This is a genomic window from Bifidobacterium sp. LH_743 (assembly GCF_056355775.1).
In genome coordinates this window covers 322,135-344,583 of sequence record NZ_JBKESZ010000002.1, presented here as the reverse complement: position 1 = coordinate 344,583, position 22,449 = coordinate 322,135, and the positions used below count along the sequence as shown (strand labels likewise).

Below are 22,449 nucleotides of genomic sequence, written 5' to 3'. Positions count from 1 at the left end.
ATGGCAGTGACCAGGAACGCCAAGGACGGCATGAGCATCCGTCGGGGACTTGACGAATACGTCGACGCATATCTTAACCGGCACATGTACGACACCGACGTTTCCTGGCCCCTGCGCAAAACCATCCATCTACCCAAACAAGCCGAGCTGGAAGGCAATTACATGCGTCTCCGCGCTCAGGATGACGCCATCCGCGACTGGGCAAGCCGACATCGATGCGGGACCAGCGAGAAAACCAAAATCGTTTCCAGCGGACTCGTCCGGCAGAAAAGCCAGCTTGTCGACTCGGTGACCATACCCGACCTCGACACGGCTCTCCGTATAGCCGCAAGAACCACGCGCGAACGCTATCTACGTGAACGCCGACGCATGCGTGAACTCGCAGACGAATTCGATATCAGCCAAGACATCGCGTTGAATGTCGTCAAAACGCTCAAAGACCATGATGACGTCGATTTCCGTCTCGTCATCCAAGCCGCGCATTATTTCACCAATCATGACTGTCACATCATGACCCCGCGCATGGTGCCGATTCCCGGATTCAGCGCCAAATGGCTTGGCACCCCCAATTCTCGGCGCCGCAAGGCGATATGCATGCTCACCGGACAGGACAGCCTCGACTTCCAAGAACGTCCCGGCGAACTCCGACTACGATTCATGGACGCCGAGCACCACGGCCAACCAGACCTCATCATCACCCGTCCGTGGATCCGCGACAGACCAACCGGCATCGAGCATGCCATTATCATCGAGAACAAAGACACCTACCAGGCCATGCCCGCCGTCGAGCGCGCCATCTGCATCTTCGGCAGCGGATACGCCACCCTGAAACGCATGGCGACCCTCTTGCCATGGGTCACTGATATTCCCGACATCATCTACTGGGGAGATATGGACGCTGACGGACTCGACATCCTTTCCAAATTCCGTCAGACCGGCATCCCGTGCGCATCCTTGTTGATGGATCCCGACGCCTACAAAACTTACGAACGATACGGCACCATGTTCGACACAAGGAACAAGCCACTTGCCACGCGCGAGCCCAAGCCTACGCCCAAACTCACTTTCAAGGAACGCAGACTCTACGAAATGCTCTGCACTGGAACCAATGCGACATACCTGCGCATCGAGCAGGAACGCATCCCCATTGCGGATGCCACGGTCATTCTGCACGACCAATACCAATGGCCCATCGCCATGCCCGACAACACCAGATAGAACACCTGTTCGAAACCGGCGCAAAAATACGCTATCCTATACACCTAGAACAGGCAAACAAAAGCGGAGGGGAAAGTGGCCGCCAAACGAAACAGCACCGCACATAATGAAGTCGTGGTTGAACGCGTCCTCACCAGCGACGCGTTTTTGACACGCGAAATCAAGAAAGCGCCGATGCGGATGAAAGACGGTTCGCTCGTAGCGGATCTGAAGCATCTGCCCAACGACCTCAAAATCGTCATTCAAGGCGCCCGCGAGCATAACCTCAAGAACGTCGATCTGGAATTTCCCCGTAACCGCATGGTGGTGTTCACCGGTCTGTCCGGTTCGGGCAAATCCTCGTTGGCGTTCGATACGTTGTTCGCGGAAGGGCAGCGTCGTTATGTCGAATCGCTGTCGGCGTACGCACGTCAGTTTCTGGGCCAGATGGACAAGCCCGACGTCGATTTCATCGAAGGTCTGAGCCCTGCCGTTTCGATAGATCAGAAAACCACGAACCGCAATCCTCGTTCGACGGTCGGCACGATTACGGAAATCTACGATTACCTGCGACTGCTGTTCGCACGTACCGGCATTCCGCATTGTCCGGAATGCGGAGCTTTGGTGAGCGCGCAGACACCGCAGCAGATGGTGGACACACTGCTGAAGTATCCGGAGCGCACACGTTTCCAGATTCTCGCGCCTGTCGTACGTGGACGCAAGGGCGAGTTTGAGGATTTGCTCGAGCTGCTGCGCGGTGACGGCTACGCGCGCGCCCTGATCGACGGCGAGATGCGGCAGCTGTCGGATGACATCAAGCTCACCAAGCAGAAGAAACACACCATCGAAGTGGTGGTGGACCGTCTGGTGGTCAAGGACGGCATCCGCCAGCGACTGACCGATTCGGTGGAGACGGCTCTGAAACTCGCCAAGGGCGTAATCGTCGCCGACTTCGTCGATCTGGACGAGAAGGATCCCAACCGGCGCAAACCGTTCTCCGAGAAACGTGCTTGCCCGAATGGCCACCAGTTGGAGCTCGACGAGATCGAGCCTCGAACCTTCTCGTTCAACGCGCCGTATGGAGCCTGCCCGGAATGCACGGGTATTGGCTACAAACTGGAGATTGACCCTGAATTGGTGATTCCCGATCCGGACAAAACACTGAACGAGAACGCCATAGAGCCGTGGGGTATGACCAAGGGCACCGGCGAATACTACCGGCATGTGCTTGAGGGTCTCGGCGAGGAGATGGGATTCGACCTGGACACGCCTTGGAAGGATCTTCCCAAAGACGCGCGCGATGCCATCATGTACGGACGCGATTTCAAAGTGCAGGTCTCATACCGCAATCGTTGGGGGCGCGTCCGCGAGTATTCGACGGGATTTGAAGGCGTGGTCCGCACGCTGATGCGCCGGCACGACGAGACCGATTCCGATCAGATGAAGCAGTATTACGAGTCGTATATGCGTGAAGTGCCATGCCAGGCATGTCATGGCCGGAGGCTCCGCCCCGAGGTGCTCGCCGTCACGGTGGGAGGAGAATCCATCGCGGACGTGTGCGACATGTCGGCCGAACGCAGTCTCGCATGGATCAACGGTCTTAAGCTTGAGGGCTCCGCCGCGCAGATCGCCGGCGAGGTGGTCAAGGCGATTCGCGCCCGGCTCGGATTCCTCAACGACGTCGGCTTGAATTATCTGACGCTATCCCGCGCGGCAAAGACCCTGTCCGGTGGTGAGGCGCAGCGTATCCGTCTGGCAACCCAGATCGGATCCGGTCTGGTAGGTGTCATGTATGTGCTGGACGAGCCGTCCATCGGTCTGCATCAACGCGACAACGAACGGCTGATCACCACACTGCATCATCTGCGCGATCTCGGCAATACGCTGATTGTCGTCGAACATGACGAGGACACCATCAAAAGCGCCGACTGGGTCATCGACATCGGTCCGGGAGCGGGTGAGCATGGTGGCGAGGTCGTCTATTCCGGCCCTGCGAAGAAGCTCATCGACGCCCCTCGTTCCATCACGGGAGACTACATCGCCGGCCGTAGGCGCATCGAAGTGCCCAAGACACGTCGCAAGATACGCAAAACCAAGCAGTTGCGTGTGGTGGGCGCCCGTGAGAACAATCTGAAGAACCTCAATGTCAACTTCCCGTTGGGCGTCTTCACCTGTGTGACGGGCGTGTCCGGTTCCGGCAAATCCACGCTGGTCAACCAGATTCTCTATCCCGTGCTCGCCGACAAGCTCAATGGCGCCCGCATCGTGCCGGGAAAGCATACGCGCGTGGAGGGAATCGACCAGTGCGACAAAGTGATTCACGTCGACCAGAATCCAATCGGCCGCACGCCACGTTCCAATCCTGCCACCTATACCGGCGTGTGGGACAAGATCCGTACACTGTTCGCCAAAACGCCCGAAGCGCAGGTGCGAGGCTACGGTCCCGGACGCTTCTCGTTCAACGTCAAAGGCGGCCGCTGCGAGGCCTGCCACGGGGACGGCACGTTGAAGATCGAAATGAACTTCCTGCCGGACGTGTACGTGGATTGCGAGGAATGCCACGGACAGCGTTACAACCGCGAGACCCTTGAGGTAAAATACAACGGCAAATCCGTGGCCGACGTGCTGAACATGCCTATCGAGGAGGCCGCACGGTTCTTCAAGGCTTATCCGTCCATTTCGCGTTATCTTGACACTTTGGTACAGGTCGGTCTCGGCTATATCCGTCTCGGTCAGCCGGCGCCAACGCTGTCCGGAGGTGAATCGCAGCGCGTCAAACTCGCTACGGAGCTGCAACGCCGTTCCACCGGCAAAACCGTGTACATCCTCGATGAGCCGACCACCGGCCTGCATTTCGAGGATGTGCGCAAGCTGCTGCTCGTGCTGCAGGGTTTGGTGGACAAGGGCAACACGGTCATCGTCATCGAGCACAATCTCGATGTGGTCAAATCCGCGGATTGGATCATCGATCTGGGTCCCGAAGGCGGTGACGGCGGCGGTACCATCGTCACCGAAGGCACTCCGGAGCAGGTCGCGCAGTGCGAGCAGTCCTGGACGGGCAAGTTCCTCAAGGACATGCTGTGAGCGATTTCGAACGGCACAGTCCGGAAGTATGGCGGAAAACGGCGAACTCGTTGCGCGAGGCCGCCGGACAAACCGCCGATGTTCGCTCGGACTTGGAAGGCAGGGGAGTGAACAGGAACGGCGCGCCTCTGTTGGGCGACACCCGCGATCTGTTCCGCCCGAAGACCTCCGATATCCCCGCTCAGCCGGGCGTGTACAAGTGGCGCGACGGGGAAGGCCGCGTCATCTACGTCGGCAAGGCCAAGAACCTGCGCAACCGGCTGACGAATTACTTCCAGCCGCTCTACCAGTTGCATCCGCGCACCCAGACCATGGTGCTGACAGCACGAAGTCTCGAATGGACGGTCGTCGGCACGGAATTGGAATCACTCACCCTAGAGTACACGTGGATCAAGGAATTCGATCCACGGTTCAATGTGGTGTTCCGCGATGACAAGACCTACCCGTACCTTGCCATCTCTTCCGGTGAGCGCGTGCCGCGCATATGGGTGACACGCAGCCGCAAACGCCGAGACACCCGGTATTTCGGACCTTATGCGAAAGTATGGGATCTTCGGCATAGTCTCGATCGGCTGCTTAAAACCTTTCCCGTGCGCACCTGCTCGCAGAACGTGTTCCATAAGGCAGAGATTACGCACCGGCCCTGCCTGCTGGCATCGATAGGGAAGTGTTCGGCACCGTGCGTAGGGCGGATCAGTGCCGAGGAACATCGCAGGATGTGCGAGCAGCTGGTGGGCGTGCTGACCGGTCGAATCGGCAAGTCGTACATCGCGCAATTGACCCGTGAGATGAAGCTGGCGAGCGACGAATTGGAATTCGAGAAGGCCGCCCGTCTGCGTGACCAGATCCAGATGCTTCAGACTGTGGTTGAGCAGAATGCCGTGGTGTTCGATTCGGACGTTGACGCCGACGTGTTTGGCATCGCCTCCGATGAGCTTGAGGCGAGCGCGCACGCGTTCTTCGTGCGCGCCGGTTCCATACGAGGCGAACGCAATTGGAGCGTCGAGCGGGTCGAGGATATCAGTGATGAGGAACTGATTTCGGACCTCATCACACAGGTGTATTCGGAAACCGCAGGGGAAAATGCTTCCGCGTCCTCATCCACATCCACCATCGTCACCGAGCAGCGCAACGCGATCGGTTCGACGCAGACCGTGACAGCCGTGGATGCAGCCGCCCGCGCACAGGCCACGAAGGAACGCAACGAAAGGCAGGAGCAGACGGGACGTGCGGATCTTCTGGCTCCAATCGCTCCTGTACCACGTGAGGTGATCGTCCCGATTGAGCCTGCCCGGCGTGAGGACCTTGAACAGTGGCTGAGCGGATTGCGCGGAGCAGCCGTCACCATCCGAGTGGCCAGCAGAGGAGACAAGAAACAGCTCATGGACCGCGCAAACGACAACGCCCAGCAGGCGTTGCAGCGCAGCAAGATGAGTCGCATCAGCGATATGGGAGCCCGTTCCGATGCAATGAACGATGTGGCGCGGGCCCTTGGTCTCGAACAGGCGCCGTTGCGCATCGAATGCTACGACATTTCCAATACCGTCGGCGGCGCGTATCAGGTGGCGTCCATGGTGGTATTCGAGGATGCCATCGCGAAAAAATCAGAGTACCGCCGTTTCGCCATCCGTGGCGCGGATGGGCAGGGCGCGTTGGATGATTTGAGCGCACTGTACGAGACGCTGACTCGTCGTTTCCGTCACGGCAACATCGCAGGCGATTCCGGAGAGAGCATGGACAACGAGAAACGCGTATCCAGGCGGAACGGCTTGCCGGATGAGACGGACGCATCCACAACGACGTCCGTGCAGCAGAACACGGACCGTCACCATTTCGCCTACAAACCGAATCTCGTCGTCGTCGACGGCGGCAAGCCGCAGGTCATGGCCGCGGCCAAAGCGCTTGCCAACTGTGGCGTGGATGATGTGGCGGTCTGTGGATTGGCGAAACGTCTGGAGGAGGTGTGGGTGCCGGACGATGATTACCCGATCATTCTCAAGCGTCAGTCCGAAGGCATGTATTTGCTGCAACGGGTACGTGACGAGTCGCACCGTTTCGCCATCACCTACCATCGCCAGACAAGACGTAAGGGCATGTTGCGTTCCGCTCTGGATGATATTCCAGGTATCGGCGAAGCCTATCAAAAGCGTCTGCTCAACCATTTCGGCTCCGTACGTGCCATGCGTGAGGCAAGCGTCGAGGATTTCGAACAGGTCAAAGGCATCGGGCATGCCAAAGCGGAAGCCATACACCGGGCGTTGCATGCTTCCGGCGAGAATGTTGCCGAAAATGGGAATCCTGGCAATGGATCGGATGCAAGTCCGAAAGATGGAATAAAAACAGGAGCAAAGCACGCAAAATGACATTCACGTTGCTAGCATGATGGTGGAAAACATCAAGGAGGGAACATGACGAATGTCGGCCATCGGTGCGCGGTCCTCGGCAAGCCCATCGCGCACTCGCTTTCCCCCGTGCTGCATAATGCCGCCTACCGGGCGTTGGGACTGAACGGATGGTTCTATGACAAGTATGAGGTAGGGGAGTCCGAACTTGAGGGTTTCCTGGAATCGCTTGATGACAGCTGGGCGGGACTGAGCCTGACCATGCCGTTGAAGAAGACCATCCAACCGTATGGTGTGCCATGCAACACCTGGGCCAGAGAGCTCAAGGTGGCCAACACCGCCATCTTCGACTGGACCGGCACATGCCGCAACGGCGATATCGACATCCCCGCCATCAAGCTTTACAACACGGATGTTAAAGGCATCGAGCTCGCCTTTCAGCATTCATATATGGAACGTGGAGCACGACCGGAATCCGAACACACAGGCGAAGCGGTAATCTTCGGCAACGGAAACACCGCCACCTCGGCATTGGCCGCATGCACCGCAATGCCGTCGATCGGACATGTCACCGTCGTGGCGCGGCACCCTGACAAAAACGCCGCGCTCAAGCCTTTGGCCGGCAAATATATGGGAGAGGGTTCCCTAGACATCGTCGGCATGGATCAAGCGATACGAAAGCTGAATCATGCCGACGTCGTCATCAACACCATTCCGGGACTCGCCGCCGACCCAATCGCCGAAACGCTCGCCTCGGCGGGTTTCCTTGTGCACGGGACCCTGCTTGACGTGGTATACGACCCCCGCCCCACCAAACTCATGCAGGCCTGGAAGTCACACGGCGGCACGGCCATAGGCGGCGAGGAAATGCTGCTGTACCAGGCCATGGTCCAGGTCTGGCTGATGACCGGCATATGGGATGACGATCCGCCAAGTCATCCAATCAATCAACAAAAAGTCGATGCGCTGGAACATGACATGCGCGCCGCACTTGAGGAGGCTCTGTGATGAGTGACCGGAAAGATACCATCCATCAGACGGGCAAACATGTGAGTCCAACGCCGCCCGCCAAGGATTTCGAAGTGCTGCTCATCACCGGTATGAGCGGTGCCGGACGTTCCCATGCCGCCAACAGCATTGAGGATATGGGCTGGTATGTGGTGGACAATATACCCCCGAAACTGCTGGTTCCGCTGGTTGACATGATGACCAGTTCCGGATCGAACATCCATAAGCTCGCCGCGGTCGTCGACGTGCGGTCCCGCGACTACTTCGACGATCTGTCCGCCGTGCTGAGTCATTTGGACGATCTCGGCGTAAAGACCCGTATCCTCTTCCTCGACGCCAGCAACGAAGTGCTCATCAAACGGTACGAGTCCGTGCGCCGGCCGCATCCCCTGCAGCAGGGCAATCGCCTTATCGACGGCATTCTCGAGGAACGTGACCTGCTGAAGAATCTCAAGGAACATGCGGACATCGTCATCGACACCTCGACGCTGAGCATCCATCAGCTATCCACGAAACTGTATGAAGGTCTGCTTGGCTCCGGTCCGACCACGGTTTCCGTGCATATCTTCAGCTTCGGTTTCAAGTATGGCATTCCAATCGATGCGGACTTTGTGGCCGACGTCCGATTCCTGCCCAATCCTTTCTGGGTGCCCGAGCTTCGTTCATTGACGGGCAAGGACAAGCCCGTAAGCGATTACGTGCTGTCCAGCGAAGGAGCTGAGGAATTCCTGGACGCGTATGAAAAAGCCATCGCCATCGCCATCGAAGGATACGCGCAGGAGGACAAGCATTACGTGACCATCGCCATCGGATGCACCGGAGGACAGCATCGTTCCGTGGCCATGAGCGAAGCGCTGGCCAAGCGTTTGCGTGCCAGAGGTCTCACTGTCTCCGTTTCGGCACGCGAACTGGACAAGCGCGCGACGGAACAATGACCGCATTATGAGAAAACAAGGTCCGAATATACGGAAAACACTTCATCTTTGTCCAAGATATTCGGTATCACAGTAAGCCGGTAGCAATGCGAGTCGACCTTGCGACTCGCCTGAAATTATAGGGAAGAACAGGAAAGTAGGAGGTTGGCTCTTGGCTCTTCTGGATGACGTCAAAAGCGAACTGGCCGCGATCGACAACGAATTGCCCATCGCGAAGAAATCGCAGGCGACCGCGATGATTCGGTTCGGCAACGGCTTGCACTCAGTGGACCGCCACATTCTCGTACAGGCGCAGTTCGACTCCCAAGATGCGGCCTTGTGGCTGCAGGACACCATCAGGAACCTTTATGGCCACGAAGCCACGTTCACTCCGGTCTCCAGGCAGACCCCCGCGGGCATAGTGCAGCGTTTCGTGGTTCGCGTGCCCAAAGGAAGCGCTGCGCTGGTGTTGCAGACCGGCCTGTACAGCAGGTACACCAAGACCATGGTGCTGGGTCTGCCGAGCGATATCATCAACGGTAAAATCACCCAAATCAAAGCGGCTTGGCGCGGCGCGTTCCTCGCAGCGGGACATTTGTCGGATCCAGGCAAGGCCAGTTATCTTGAAATCGTCTGCCCGAATCATGAGGCAGCTCTGGCTCTGGTATCCACCGCACGGCGTCTGGGCATCACCGCCAAGCCGCGCAAACTGCGCAGTTCCGAACGCGTGACGTTGCGTGACCCCGATGCGATAGAACGCATGCTCATCCTTATGGGCGCCCCGCATTCCGCCCGCGAATGGACCGGCAAGCGTTCCGACGGTGAGGCCCGTGGAAAGGCAAATCGTCTGGCCAATTTCGACGACGCAAACATGCGTCGTAGTGCCAAGGCTGCCGCGGAGGCCTGCGACAAGGTCCGTCAGGCGTTCGAAATCCTCGGCGACGACATTCCGGACAATCTCAAATCCGCCGGTCAGCTTCGACTTGACCATGCGGATGCGTCCCTTGAGCAGTTGGGCCGTCTGGCCGAGCCGCCGATCACCAAGGATGCAGTCGCCGGACGTATCCGTCGACTGCTCCAATTGGCGGAGAAAACGGAAAAGGCACGCCGTCAAGCCGCCTGATTCGAAAGGCCGTGGATACGAAACACCATGCGTGTTTTCCAACGCATGGTGTTTTTTGTTCGTTTGGGCTGTATTATGCATAAGTGGCAATATGGCCATTCCACGCTTACAAGCGGCTAGGAAAGGATATACATGAAGACACTCAAGGATCTTGGAGATCTCAAGGGCAAGCGCGTTCTGGTTCGCGCCGATTTCAACGTTCCGCTGGACGGCACCACGATCACCGATGACGGCCGTATCAAGGCCGCCCTGCCGACCATCAAGGCTCTGCGCGAGCAGGGTGCGAAGGTCATTCTGATGGCTCATCTCGGCCGTCCGAAGGGCAAGGTCGTGCCGGAACTGTCTCTGGCTCCGGTGGCCGCCCGTCTCGGCGAGCTGCTCGGCATCACCGTTCCGCTGGCTGCAGATACCTACGGCGAGGACGCACAGGCCAAGGTCGCCGCGATGAACGACGGCGATGTCGTGCTGCTGCAGAACGTTCGTTTCAATCCGGAGGAGACCAGCAAGGATCCGGAGGAACGCGCCGCATACGCCAAGAAGATCGCCGCTCTCGGCGAGGTCTTCGTGTCCGACGGCTTCGGTGTCGTACACCGTGCACAGGGCTCCAACTATGACGTCGCAGCCGATCTGCCGGCCGCTGCTGGCCTGCTGGTCGAGAAGGAAGTCAAGGCGCTGTCCCGCGCTACCGTGAACCCCGATCGCCCGCTGACCGTTGTGCTTGGCGGTTCCAAGGTTTCCGACAAGCTCGGCGTGATCGACAACCTGCTGGACAAGGCCAACCGTCTGGTCATCGGCGGCGGCATGGCGTACACCTTCCTCAAGGCCAAGGGCTATGAGGTCGGCACTTCCCTGCTGGAAGAGGATCAGATCGAGACCGTCAAGGGCTACATGGAGCGCGCTGAGAAGAACGGCGTCGAGCTCGTGCTGCCGACCGATGTCGTCATCAACCCCGTCTTCCCGAAGTCCGATGAGGACATCGCTCCGGAAGTCGTAGCCGCCGACGCCATCCCGGCCGACAAGATGGGCCTGGACATCGGTCCGGAATCCCAGAAGCTGTTCCATGACAAGATCGTCGACTCCAAGACCGTCGTGTGGAACGGACCGATGGGCGTGTTCGAGGTTCCGACCTTTGCCGAAGGCACCAAGGCCGTGGCTCAGGCTCTGGTCGACGCCACTGCAGCCGGCGCGTTCACCATCGTTGGTGGCGGCGACTCCGCTTCCGCGGTGCGTAACCTCGGCTTCCCGGAGGACGGCTTCTCCCATATCTCCACCGGTGGTGGCGCTTCCCTCGAGTTCCTCGAGGGCAAGGAACTGCCTGGTCTGAAGGTGCTCGCCTGATTTTCAAATCATGAAGAGGTGCTTCCTCATCGTCAAGTGGGGAGCACCTCTTTGCGTACTTCGCGTACAATGTCACAGGGCGAAATCTTCGTCCTGATGAATATGGATGATGGGAGCGGCGATTACTATGACGTCAAAACGAATCCCTTTGGTGGCCGGCAATTGGAAAATGAATTTCGACCATCTCGAGGCAACGTATTTCATCCAGCAATTCGCCTGGAAGCTCCGTGCCATCCACTTCGACCATAGGCGCTGTGAAATCGCGCTGATGCCATCATTCACCTCATTGCGTAGCGTGCAAGTGGCTGTCGAATCGGACAACCTGAAAATCCGATACGGTGCGCAAGCCGTGTCGGTCACATCACAGGGGGCCTTCACCGGCGATGTCTCCGCGGATATGATCGCGCATCTTGGATGTTCATATGTAATCGTCGGTCACTCGGAACGACGCAAATACCATCCTGAGGACGACGCGAACATCGTCGATCAGGTACGTGCGGTGCTTGCAGCCGGTATGCAGCCGATTCTATGCGTTGGTGAAAGCTATGAGGAACGCCGGAAAGGAATCGAACTTGACTTCGCCGTCGGTCAGGTGCATGACGTGACCTGTGACTTATCTGATGAAGAAGCGGCGAAACTGATTGTGGCATATGAGCCGGTATGGGCCATTGGCACCGGTATGGTGGCCACACCGCAATCAGCGCAAGACGCGGCCGAAGCCATACGGAATGACTTATCGGCCACGTTCGGCACGGAAGTCGGCGAGACGGTACGAATTCTGTACGGCGGTTCGGTATCGTCGAAGAACGCCGTGGAATTGATCAGAGAGCCTGATGTGGACGGCTTTCTCATTGGCGGAGCTGCGTTGAAAGTCGACGAACTAACTCGAATTTGCAAGTTGACCATGGACGCGACATCCTGAAAAAACTTTGGGAAACCCGGTATGATGCTCGCTTTTTTCAACACCATGCGCTATTGTTAATAGGAGTGTTTACGAACTGGAGGTTCACCCGTGTCCGCTATGGCTACCGTTAAGCTTGTGCTGCAGATTCTTCTCGTCATTCTTAGCCTCTTGCTCACCCTGCTCATTCTTATGCACAAGGGCAAGGGCGGTGGCCTGTCCGACATGTTTGGTGGAGGTCTCACCCAGAATGCAGGTTCGTCCGGCGTCGCGGAAAAGAACCTGAACCGTTGGACCGTCATCATTGCTCTGCTGTGGGTGGCCATCATCATCGCACTTGGCCTGATGACGAAATTCAACCTTATCTGAGCAATGCAACGAGTTTGGCCCATGACCGATTCCCGCGGTCATGGGCCAAACTCGTTTTCTGGGCATGACTTTCATAAAAGGACTGATATGAACTCGACAAACAACAGACATGACGTGACCATGGTCGTCGCCGACTTGGACGGCACGTTGCTGCATGACGGAAAGACCTTCGAAGACCGTTTCCTGACGCAACGTTCCATCGACAGCATCAACCGCATGCATGACGCAGGTATCAAATTCGTGGTGGAGACGGCCCGACCGGTCAGTACCGGCTATTCATTCATCCAGAAGCTCCCCGTCGATGCCGTGGCCTATCTCAACGGGGCCCTGCTTGATTTCGATCCGTCAGCCTCCGATTACGATATGCTCACATCACCGAGACTTCCGGATGATGGGCACCTGCAAAAAATCGGCTTCTCCTCAAAACGTGCCTGCGAAGTCTGCAAGTATCTACTGGACGAGTTGCCCGGCATGGAGGTGGGCATCGTCATGGATGATGTCAGGTACACGAATTTCGATGTCACGAAATATTGGAAGACACAGACTTGGCGCTATACCGATTTCAACGATGTGCCGGAAGGTACCGCCGACAAGCTGATCCTGTTCCCGAACAAGGAACAATGGAATCAAGTAGGCAAAATCATTCCCGACGATTTCGACGTGCACATCTCCGAGGGTTCATTATGGATGCTGATGAATCCTCAGGCCAATAAGGAACGGGCTCTGGGTATTTTCGCCGACCATATGTCCACTTCATTAGAGAAGACCGTTTCGTTCGGTGACGATTTGGTGGATATCGCCATGTTGCGTGAATCCGGCAGGGGAGTGGCTGTGGCCAACGCCAATCCCGATGTGCTGAAAATAGCCGACGACATATGTCCCACGAACAACGATGACGGTGTGGCTCAATGGATTGAGCACAATCTTCTTTGATACATATTACGCAATTGAACTTCCTGCTTGGCGATGTGATTTATATTCGACCATGAATTGAACTTCCCGCGTTTTATGGTGGCGCATCATGCTATTCTTTGAACTGGTGTTTGACGAAATTGAACCGAAAGGATAGGCATGACGGAATCATTCTCAATCAGATTGAACAATGCCATGGCATTGCGCGAACTCAAGCAGATTGATTTTGTACGCGCCGCCGAAAAGTTCAATATCAAGCTCGGCAAAAGCCATATGAGCCAGTACGTCAGTGGAAAGACCGTTCCCCGTGCGGATATCGCGCATTTCCTTGCCGCATATCTGCATGTCAATGAGGATTGGCTGATGGGCGCGGACGTTCCCATGGAGGAACACATCGCCAATCTGCCAGAGCCTTCCGACGTGGACTTCCAAAGTGATGATGTAACGACCGAGCAATCGACAGAAGGAAAAAAGACCATGCGCACCTTTACCAAATCCCACAAGCTTGACAATGTTCTCTATGATGTTCGTGGACCGGTCGCCGACGAAGCTGCGCGCATGGAGGCTGCCGGAACCCATATCCTGAAGCTCAATATCGGCAATCCGGCGCCGTTCGGATTCCGCACGCCAGACGAGGTCGTCTACGACATGTCGCAGCAGTTGCCCGACACCGAAGGCTACTCGCCGTCGAAGGGTCTGTTTTCCGCACGCAAGGCCATCATGCAGTATGCGCAGCTGAAGAACATCCCCAACGTGTCCATCGATGACATCTACACCGGCAACGGTGTCAGCGAACTCATCAATCTGTCCTTGTCCGCATTGCTGGACAATGGCGACGAGGTACTTGTCCCTTCTCCGGACTATCCACTGTGGACCGCATGTGTGAACCTGGCTGGCGGCACCGCCGTACATTACATCTGTGACGAGGACTCCGAATGGTATCCGGACATTGACGACATGCGTTCCAAGATCACCGACAAGACCAAGGCGATTGTCATTATCAATCCGAACAATCCGACCGGAGCCCTGTATCCGAAGGAAGTGCTTCAGCAGATCGTCGACCTCGCACGCGAACATCAGCTCATGATTTTCTCCGATGAGATCTACGATCGCTTGGTCATGGATGGTTTGGAGCACGTATCCATCGCGTCCCTTGCTCCCGACCTGTTCTGTGTGACGTTCTCCGGATTGTCTAAATCCCACATGATCGCGGGTTGGCGTGTCGGATGGATGGTGCTGAGTGGCAACAAGCGGCTCGCCAAAGATTACATCGAGGGTCTGAACATGCTGGCCAACATGCGCATGTGCTCGAATGTGCCCGCGCAATCGGTCGTGCAGACCGCATTGGGTGGACATCAAAGCGTCAAGGATTATCTGGTTCCCGGCGGACGTATCTACGATCAGCGCGAACTGGTGTACAACATGCTCAATGACATCCCGGGAATCACCGCAGTCAAGCCGAAGGCTGCGTTCTACATCTTCCCGAAGATCGATGTGAAAAAGTTCAATATCCATTCTGACGAGCAGTTCGCGTTGGATCTGCTACATGACAAGCATATTCTCATCAGCCATGGCGGTGCGTTCAACTGGCACGAACCCGATCATTTCCGCGTGGTGTATCTGCCTCGCATCAGCATGCTGAAGGAAACGATCGGCGAAATCGGCGACTTTTTCAGCACATACTGGCAGGCGTGATTTTCGGATTGCTTCGATTCCCCGCTGAAGGCCGCGATCGTAATATCGCGGCCTTTTCTTTCCCCTATGGAATTTCCATAGATACAAAAAGGGTTCCCATTCGATATGGAATGGGAACCCTTTGATCTATCCGTTTAACGGAGCTGTATCAGCGAATGATTCAGCCGTTGACGCGGTCGATGCCAGCCTGGACGTCGGCAAGGACGGTATCCCAGGACTTGATGAAGGCGGCAACGCCGTCAGCTTCCAGCTTGTCGGTGACATCCTTGATGTTGATGCCCAGCTCGGCCAGCTTGTTCATGATGGCGTGGGACTCTTCGTAGGTGCCCTTGATGGACGGAGCGCCGTTGCCGTGATCGGCGAGAGCGTTCAGGGTCTTCTCCGGCATGGTGTTGACGACGAACGGAGCAACCAGCTCGTCGACGTACTTGCAGTCGGAGTAAGCGGCGTTCTTGGTGCCGGTGGAGGCCCACAGCGGACGCTGCTTCTTGGCGCCCTTGGCCTCGAGCTCGGCCCAGCGCGGATCGTTGGCGAACTTGTTCTCGAACAGTTCGTAAGCGAGGCGAGCGTTGGCGACGGCGGCCTTGCCTTCGAGGGCCTTGGCCTCATCGGAGCCGTTGGCTTCCAGCAGCTTGTCCACGGCGGTGTCCACGCGGGAGACGAAGAAGGAAGCGACAGAGCCGATGTGCTTCAGGTCGTGGCCGTTGGCGGCAGCCTGGGCGATGCCCTCGATGTAAGCGTCGATGACCTGCTCGTAGCGTTCCAGGGAGAAGATCAGGGTGACGTTCACGGAGATGCCCTTGGCCAGGGTGGCGGTGATCGCCGGCAGGCCTTCGAGGGTTGCCGGAATCTTGATCATGGCGTTCGGACGGTTCACCTTTGCCCAGAGTTCCTCAGCCTGCTTCTCAGTGGCCTCGGTCTCGTGAGCCAGACGCGGATCCACCTCGATGGAGACGCGGCCGTCAACGAAGTCGGACTTCTCAGCGACCTCGCGGAAGATGTCAGTGGCGTTGCGGACATCAGTGGTGGTGAGCTCGCGCACTGCGGTCTCGACATCGACCTTGCCCAGTTCCTTCAGCTGCGGATCGTACGGGCCGACCTCGTGCAGAGCCTTCTGGAAGATGGACGGGTTGGTGGTCACGCCGACAACGTTCTTGTTGGCGATGAGATCCTGCAGAGAGCCGGACTCGATACGGGAGCGGGACAGATCGTCCAGCCAAATCGAGACACCGGAATCAGAGGTGCGCTGAGTTGCTTCAGTCATTATTTTTCTCCTTGATACCTTTTTGGATCAAATCTTTGTTTATCAGTGAAAGGGGAGAGGCGTACATGTCCGCGCCTCTCCCCGTGACATCACTTGGCGGCTTCGGCTTCGGCGATGGAGGCCTTGGCAGCTTCCACGACGTGCTCGGCGGTGATGCCCAGATCAATCATGTTCTGAGCGCCATCACCCTGCAGGCCGAACTGCTCGATGGACACGGGCTTGCCGTAGGAGCCGAGGTACTTGTACCACGGCATGGCAACGCCAGCCTCGACGGAGACGCGGGCCTTGACGGCGACCGGAAGCACAGCCTCCTTGTACTCCGCGTCCTGCTCCTCGAACCATTCGAGGCACGGTGCGGACACGACGCGGGCCTTGACGCCTTCGCCGGCCAGGGTCTTGGCCGCGGCCACGGCCCACTGGACTTCGGAACCGGTAGCCATGATGATGACATCCGGAGTGCCCTCGGTGTCGACGAGCACGTAGGCGCCCTTACGCACGCCGTCCTTGGCCTTCTCAGCAGTCTCGGCGAGAACCGGGACGCCCTGACGGGTCAGAACCATGGCGGTCGGCAGGGTGTTCTTCTTCTCGAAGAAGTAGCGATAGGCCTCAGCGGTCTCGTAGGCATCGGCCGGACGAGCGACCTCAAGCTGCGGGATGGCGCGGAAGGAAGCCAGATGCTCAACCGGCTGGTGGGTCGGGCCATCCTCGCCGACGGCGACCGAGTCGTGGGACCACACATACAGGTTCGGGATCTGCATGAGGGCGGCCAGACGCACGGCGGAACGCTCGTAGTCGGAGAACATGAAGAAGGTGCCGCCGTACGGACGGGTGTGGGAGCCCAGCAGGATACCGTTGGTGATGGTGCCCATGGTGAACTCGCGCACGCCGAAGTGCAGCTGACGGCCGTACGGGCTGCAGACCGGCCACTGCTTGGTGGCGCACTTCGCCGGAGCGAAGGTAGCGGCACCCTTGAGGTCGGTCTTGTTGGAACCACCGAGGTCGGCGGAGCCGCCCCAGAGTTCCGGCATGACAGCGGCGATGGCGTTCAGGGTGGAGCCGGAGGCGCCACGGGTGGCGACATTCTTGCCGACTTCGAAGGTGGCCTCAAGGTCATCGATGGCCTTGTCGAAGCCTTCCGGCAGCTCGCCGGCCTTGATGCGGTCGTACAGGGCGGCCTTGTCCGGGTTGGCCTTGCGCCATGCGTTGTACTTCTCGTCCCATTCCTTGTGGGCTTCCAGACCGCGCTCGGCGACCTTGCGGGCGTGGGCCAGAGCCTCTTCGTCCACATGGAAGGTCTCTTCCGGATCGTAGCCGAGGAGCTTCTTGAGGCCTGCGACGGCCTCGGCGCCCAGCTTGGAGCCGTGAGCGGACGGATCGTTGGTCTTGCCCGGGGTCGGCCAAGCGATCAGGGTGTCCACCTTGATCAGCTTCGGCTGGTTCGGAGCGGCCTTCTGAGCCTTGGCGATGGTGTCGGCCAGGCCCTCGACGTCTTCCTTGTAGGAGCCGTCGGGCTGGATGAAGCTGAACTCGTCGGTGTACCAACCGTAGGCCTGGAAACGCTTGAGCACGTCCTCAGCCAGCACCAGGTTGGTGTCGCCTTCGATCTGGATGCGATTGGCATCGAAGATCACGGTCAGGTTGCCGAGTTCCTGGTTGGCGGCGAGGGAAGCGGCTTCACCGGAGATGCCTTCCTCGATATCGCCTTCACCGCAGATGACCCAGATCTTGTGGTCGAACGGGGACTCGCCTGCCGGGGCCTCCGGATCGAGCAGACCACGCTGGAAGCGCTGGCCATATGCGAAACCGATGGCGGAGGCAAAGCCCTGGCCCAGCGGACCAGTGGTCATTTCGATGCCCGGGGTCAGGCCGTATTCCGGGTGGCCCGGCGTACGGGTGTCAGCGCCGCCACGGAAGTTCTTCAGATCGTCCAGGGTCAGGCCGTAGCCGGAGAAGTACAGCTGGACGTACTGGGTGAGGGAGGCGTGACCGCCAGAAAGGATGAAGCGATCGCGACCTTCCCAGTTGGGATCATTCGGATCGTGCTTGATGAAATGCTGATACAGGGTATAGGCGATAGGCGCCAGGGAGACGGGGGAACCCGGGTGGCCGTGTCCCGCACGCTCAACCGCGTCGGCCGACAGGACCTTGGCCATCTTGATGGCGCGTTCGTCCAGCTCGGTCTCCTTGAATTCGGTCATGGATTACTTTCCTTCCAATTGGTCGGGCCGCGTATCCGGCTTGTGCCGAGCGCATGACGCCCTCACATTGCGATTCCCATAGTAGCGACGTGAGGTGACGTTGCGGTGGAATTTTGGCGTGTTTTGGTAGTTTGTGTTCTGTTAACGCTCACAATTAACATTCGATTTCACAAAGGATGTTCGGTCGACACACATGTTAAGACAATGCTCAGGGCCGTCACACCCATGTTTGATTTGGAGAGGACAATGAGGCCAACCCACCTACACACGCGGAATCATGAAAGGATTCGCAAATGTCAAGTCCGCTTTATCCCATAATCAAGAGCAGGTTTTCAAAGGCGTTCGGACGAGAGAAAGGGCTGACGGTCATCGAGGCGCCGACCGGTAGCGGCAAGACCTATACGACTGCGGAAACCATAGCCGAACAGATGAAGCTCAATCATGGGAAAGAACGCCACATCTTCATCTATCTGACGCCATCGAAAGTGAACAGAGATGAGTTCTTCGAGAAAATCACTTGCCATCTGCCGGATTATGAGGAAATCAGACGTAGGGTCATTTCTGTTGAGGGCACGCTTGACGCGGTCTCAAACGCCATCTCCCTAGTAGATCAGGGCAAGCTAGAAATTCCGCCCTCCATCAAAAACGACGTGTTGTACAGAAGACTCAGAAGATTTCTGTTGAACTGGCAGAAAAGCGATGACAAAGCGGCCGATGAGCAGACGGGTCAGAAGTACGAAAAGGAATTCCGCCAATGGGTCAAGAAAAGCATCAAGAATGAGGCGCGGGAACTAAACGAAGGAAACAAGGAATCCGGACGAATCGACGCCCGCCAATATGTGAAAGGAAAAGGACAGGAGGAATGGGGGTGGATCGAGAAGTTCTGGCCCATGAGTCGTTCCCGTTCGGATTACGATGTGCTCATCATGACTCCGCAGAAATTCCTCTCTCCTGTGGATACCATCTTCGACGGAGTCTTGGATCTTACAGGCGACTCATTTCTTGAGAACGTGAGTGGAATCGTCATAGACGAATCGGATTACGTGAACGACGTGATGCTGGACAGTCTGTGTAAGGCCGCGGCGGATCAGGACTATGATCCGCTGGTTCTGCTGCATGTCATACACGAGCTGATGGGCGGCGCTAAGACCGCGGAGGAATGGTTCTCACCAAGATTCCTGCGCTTCGCCGAATACGGAAACGGATGGCAGAGCGTCTCCAGAAACCTGGACGAGATCATGGGCCAAATCCGGGACGTCTATGAAAAATACCATCTTGGCTGCAACCTCGTCATGGACGAAGACAGCGGGACGCGTCTGGGCAAAGGATTCATGTTCACATTCGAATCGGTCAATCTATGCGGAAGAAAAGCCTATGTCGTTTACGATGAAAAGTACGGGCAGAACGTCCTCAAGATTCCCGAACCGAAGCAGAACGAGAAAGAGGAAGGCGTCCGGCTCGACCGCATCATTCGTGAATGCCAAGTCGTCCTCCACCGGCTGGGCGCCTTCCTCGGCTATGCGGCGAAAGCCTATGAGAACGGCAAAAACTCATTGACGAATAGTTCTGCGGGAGAGACCGACGGCATGGGGAGCACGTCAGGTGAAAGGCTCGTGGATAGCGTCTCCGCCGTCGAAACGACCCTCAACGACCTCCATATCGGGGAATACAAGACGATTCGTCAAATGGCATCCACAGCCAGAAAGAACGGGTACGCGAACGGCAATTCGGTTAGAAAATACGGCTACAGGATGGGAGATATGAGTGTTTATTCGTGCGGCGTGTCTCTGGCCAGGGTGCTGCAGCACGCGTCACACGATTCCTATGTGGAAGTCAGACTGTCGGAATTGAAGGAGACGCCGGCGGACATACTATGCCGTTGCGCCGAAAGAACCAACGTCATACTGGTGTCCGCCACCGCGGGCGTCGATTCGGTGAAGAATTTCCCCGTCGACAAGAAGGGATACATACGAGCCCGGCTCGGAAGGGGTTTCATGGACGAAGACGAGTCCGAGCATTCCAGCATCATGAGGACCGCCGATGAGGCGAACGACCTGTTGAGGAAACAGTACCGGATCAACGTGTCCAAGATCCCCGGCATCGACATGGCCACTGCGATGAAGATGGAACCGGACGTGTTTTGGGGTAGCATATTCAGCAAGACGGAGAACATCCTCGCGGCCTGCAGCTGGGATAGAAGACTCAAAGAAGACACCAACGGCGTGTACAGGAAAGTCCGTATACGGAACCGTCTCGACGCCTTCAAGACCTTCCTCAAATCGGATGGCAGCGCCGGATTGATGTTCGTCGCGTCCCTCAACCGCGTTGAGATCGAAGCGACCATATCCCTGATGGAAAGACTCGCCAAGGAACTCAAGCCGGAAGACAGGGACTATTGGAAATGCGCGCGAAGTCTGAGAGCCGGCTCGTGGAACGACGTTTTTCCGCAGGTGCAGAAGGACTCCGCCCGGAAGCCAGTGTTCATCATCACGGCCTATCAGACCGCCGGACAAGGCAAGGACATCCTGCTGCCACATAACGGCCATATGGACGAGTATGCCCACATATCCGGAGGTGACGAGGATCACAGGGACATCGATTTCACCTATCTGGAAAAGCCCACTCACATCCTGACCATAAACGATTCGGTGTGTGCCGATACGAAACAGCAGCTCAAATCCATCGTCGAGGTGCGCGAGCTGATGGAAAGAGGCGAAATCTCACGTGGCGAATACTTCTACTGCATGAACCTGCTCGTCGATCCGGCATACGCGCGGAGCAATCCGGACGGCGATGAGATGGAAGACACGAATTTCTTCGCATACAACAGACTGCCCAGCTCCATGGCGTGGACGTCCAGAATCGTCTATCAGGCGATCGGCAGGACCACCCGGTCGGCATGGAGAAGACGGAACATCACCATCGTCCTTGACCCGGAAATGGTCAAGACCGCCGATGCGTCGGCCTTCGATGACACTCCGCTCACCTATGAGGCCCAGGAAATCTTCAACACCATGCATTGGGATGCACCGGAGCCGTCAACCACGATGGACAAGAGGATGGCGCGGAAGATCGCGGTTCGGTCCAGCAATGTAGGAGCCTACCTTCAGAAGATTGCTTCAACCTCCGGATGGAACGATGACGCCGTCATAGGCAATTGGAGGGAGATGCGGGAACAAGCGATGCGGGATCCGACAATCAGCCGTCAGAAACTGTTCGGTCTTGGAATGCTGAATCTCTCCATGGGAATGTACGCGTCAGTGCCCTCCGGCACACAGACCATCTACTACCGCACAGGCAAGGCGGAGGACTACCGGAAGGCGACCGAAGTGTCATTCAAACCGTTCCCGGACCTCATACGGGCGGAGAACCGCGACAGGAAGATACAGTCGATGATCTCCGAGGCAAACTCCAAACTGCCGACCCTCATGCTCAATCCGACGGTCTCGGAATATTTCGACCGTCATGGATACGCCAAACATTGGAACGAGAACAACGAGTTCTGGATGGTCCCGTCCGCGTACAACAACATCTACAAAGGAGCCCTCGGAGAAGCGGCCGGCACTGCCATCGTCGAAAAACTCTATGGAAAACTCGACACTCTGGATGATTGTCCGGAAGCCTTCGAAAAATTCGACGCCTATCTTCCTCCCACCTCCGGCCGGAACTCCGGAGTGATGTTCGACTTCAAACACTGGTCCGGCTACGACAAGACCGGCCGCCAGGCGGATGACTACATCGAATGGATAACGGAAAAACTCGCCATAGTCGACAAAGTGAAACCGACCGTCCTTGCGGTCATCGTCAACAGCCTGTTCACAGGACGAGGCGAGCCGCATCTCTACGATTCGCGGATACTGACCATACCCGGTCTGATCCAGCCGGACGGACACCTGCACGAACGGAACATCAGAATATTGTGCGATGCAATCGACAATCTGGACTAGGAGCATTGAATTGGAACAGAGGAACATCATCAACACATCCAAGGTGCGTCTCCATCTGAATGGAACCGAAGCCGACAAGAAATACGACCTATGGGAGCTGTGCAGGAAGAGGACAGCCGATCCAAGGAAAAGATACGTGTCCTGCGAGGAAATGTTC

The 22,449-nt window shown here is 57.3% G+C and carries 14 protein-coding genes; 12 read left to right on the top strand and 2 right to left on the bottom strand.

Annotated features, from left to right (window positions below):
* The 11 genes from AC1ATL_RS04705 to AC1ATL_RS04655 all read left to right on the top strand — a co-directional run bounded on the left by AC1ATL_RS04705 (position 1) and on the right by AC1ATL_RS04655 (position 14,883).
* Complete coding sequence (locus AC1ATL_RS04705; RefSeq protein ID WP_476568865.1) at positions 1–1,218, top strand: Wadjet anti-phage system protein JetD domain-containing protein; 1,218 nt, start codon at positions 1–3, stop codon at positions 1,216–1,218.
* Between the two features lie 75 nt (positions 1,219–1,293).
* Entirely contained in the window at positions 1,294–4,281 is a 2,988-nt protein-coding gene (uvrA, locus tag AC1ATL_RS04700; RefSeq protein WP_476568863.1) for an excinuclease ABC subunit UvrA, read from the top strand.
* Positions 4,278–6,644 carry an excinuclease ABC subunit UvrC gene (gene uvrC, locus AC1ATL_RS04695; RefSeq protein ID WP_476568861.1) on the top strand — a complete coding sequence of 789 codons (2,367 nt, stop codon included), beginning with the start codon at positions 4,278–4,280 and terminating at the stop codon, positions 6,642–6,644. The genes uvrA and uvrC overlap by 4 nt, the downstream gene beginning before the upstream one ends.
* A gap of 45 nt (positions 6,645–6,689) precedes the next feature.
* Complete coding sequence (locus AC1ATL_RS04690) at positions 6,690–7,631, top strand: shikimate dehydrogenase family protein (protein ID WP_476568859.1); 942 nt, start codon at positions 6,690–6,692, stop codon at positions 7,629–7,631.
* The gene (gene rapZ, locus AC1ATL_RS04685; protein ID WP_476568857.1) at positions 7,631–8,566 is read left to right on the top strand and encodes an RNase adapter RapZ; all 936 of its coding nucleotides are present in this window, start codon (positions 7,631–7,633) and stop codon (positions 8,564–8,566) included. Before AC1ATL_RS04690 ends, rapZ begins: the two co-directional genes overlap by 1 nt.
* 151 nt (positions 8,567–8,717) lie before the next feature.
* Positions 8,718–9,668 carry a DNA-binding protein WhiA gene (gene whiA, locus AC1ATL_RS04680; protein WP_476568855.1) on the top strand — a complete coding sequence of 317 codons (951 nt, stop codon included), beginning with the start codon at positions 8,718–8,720 and terminating at the stop codon, positions 9,666–9,668.
* A 132-nt stretch (positions 9,669–9,800) separates the two neighbouring features.
* Positions 9,801–11,006 (top strand): phosphoglycerate kinase, encoded by a 1,206-nt coding sequence (locus tag AC1ATL_RS04675; protein ID WP_476568853.1) that lies wholly within the window; start codon positions 9,801–9,803, stop codon positions 11,004–11,006.
* Positions 11,007–11,133: 127 nt separating this feature from the next.
* The gene (tpiA, locus tag AC1ATL_RS04670) at positions 11,134–11,928 is read left to right on the top strand and encodes a triose-phosphate isomerase (protein ID WP_432624508.1); all 795 of its coding nucleotides are present in this window, start codon (positions 11,134–11,136) and stop codon (positions 11,926–11,928) included.
* A gap of 99 nt (positions 11,929–12,027) precedes the next feature.
* Positions 12,028–12,276, top strand: a complete 249-nt coding sequence (gene secG / locus AC1ATL_RS04665) for a preprotein translocase subunit SecG (RefSeq protein ID WP_003809205.1) — start codon at positions 12,028–12,030, stop codon at positions 12,274–12,276.
* Between the two features lie 87 nt (positions 12,277–12,363).
* Positions 12,364–13,209: an HAD family hydrolase gene (locus AC1ATL_RS04660; protein ID WP_476568851.1), complete on the top strand. Its 846-nt coding sequence runs from the start codon at positions 12,364–12,366 to the stop codon at positions 13,207–13,209.
* A gap of 138 nt (positions 13,210–13,347) precedes the next feature.
* The gene (locus AC1ATL_RS04655) at positions 13,348–14,883 is read left to right on the top strand and encodes an aminotransferase class I/II-fold pyridoxal phosphate-dependent enzyme (protein WP_476568849.1); all 1,536 of its coding nucleotides are present in this window, start codon (positions 13,348–13,350) and stop codon (positions 14,881–14,883) included.
* Between the two features lie 160 nt (positions 14,884–15,043).
* Here the strand turns inward: AC1ATL_RS04655 and tal are convergent, their stop codons facing one another.
* Positions 15,044–16,147, bottom strand: coding sequence for a transaldolase (gene tal / locus AC1ATL_RS04650; protein WP_204442211.1), 1,104 nt, complete (start codon positions 16,145–16,147; stop codon positions 15,044–15,046).
* 89 nt (positions 16,148–16,236) lie between these two features.
* On the bottom strand, positions 16,237–18,345 hold the full coding sequence (gene tkt / locus AC1ATL_RS04645) for a transketolase (protein ID WP_476568847.1): 2,109 nt from the start codon (positions 18,343–18,345) through the stop codon (positions 16,237–16,239).
* A 293-nt stretch (positions 18,346–18,638) separates the two neighbouring features.
* Between tkt and AC1ATL_RS04640 the strand changes: the two genes are divergently transcribed.
* The gene (locus tag AC1ATL_RS04640; protein WP_476568845.1) at positions 18,639–22,292 is read left to right on the top strand and encodes a hypothetical protein; all 3,654 of its coding nucleotides are present in this window, start codon (positions 18,639–18,641) and stop codon (positions 22,290–22,292) included.
* Positions 22,293–22,449: the final 157 nt, after the last annotated feature.

Excerpts from the sequence above, each read along its gene's own strand:
- AC1ATL_RS04640 (WP_476568845.1), top strand. The coding sequence starts at position 18,639 with ATGTCAAGTCCGCTTTATCCCATAATCAAGAGCAGGTTTTCAAAGGCG.
- tal (WP_204442211.1), bottom strand. The coding sequence starts at position 16,147 with ATGACTGAAGCAACTCAGCGCACCTCTGATTCCGGTGTCTCGATTTGG.
- tpiA (WP_432624508.1), top strand. The coding sequence starts at position 11,134 with ATGACGTCAAAACGAATCCCTTTGGTGGCCGGCAATTGGAAAATGAAT.
- AC1ATL_RS04675 (WP_476568853.1), top strand. The coding sequence starts at position 9,801 with ATGAAGACACTCAAGGATCTTGGAGATCTCAAGGGCAAGCGCGTTCTG.
- AC1ATL_RS04660 (WP_476568851.1), top strand. The coding sequence starts at position 12,364 with ATGAACTCGACAAACAACAGACATGACGTGACCATGGTCGTCGCCGAC.
- AC1ATL_RS04655 (WP_476568849.1), top strand. The coding sequence starts at position 13,348 with ATGACGGAATCATTCTCAATCAGATTGAACAATGCCATGGCATTGCGC.
- secG (WP_003809205.1), top strand. The coding sequence starts at position 12,028 with ATGGCTACCGTTAAGCTTGTGCTGCAGATTCTTCTCGTCATTCTTAGC.
- AC1ATL_RS04690 (WP_476568859.1), top strand. The coding sequence starts at position 6,690 with ATGACGAATGTCGGCCATCGGTGCGCGGTCCTCGGCAAGCCCATCGCG.
- AC1ATL_RS04705 (WP_476568865.1), top strand. The coding sequence starts at position 1 with ATGGCAGTGACCAGGAACGCCAAGGACGGCATGAGCATCCGTCGGGGA.
- tkt (WP_476568847.1), bottom strand. The coding sequence starts at position 18,345 with ATGACCGAATTCAAGGAGACCGAGCTGGACGAACGCGCCATCAAGATG.
- rapZ (WP_476568857.1), top strand. The coding sequence starts at position 7,631 with ATGAGTGACCGGAAAGATACCATCCATCAGACGGGCAAACATGTGAGT.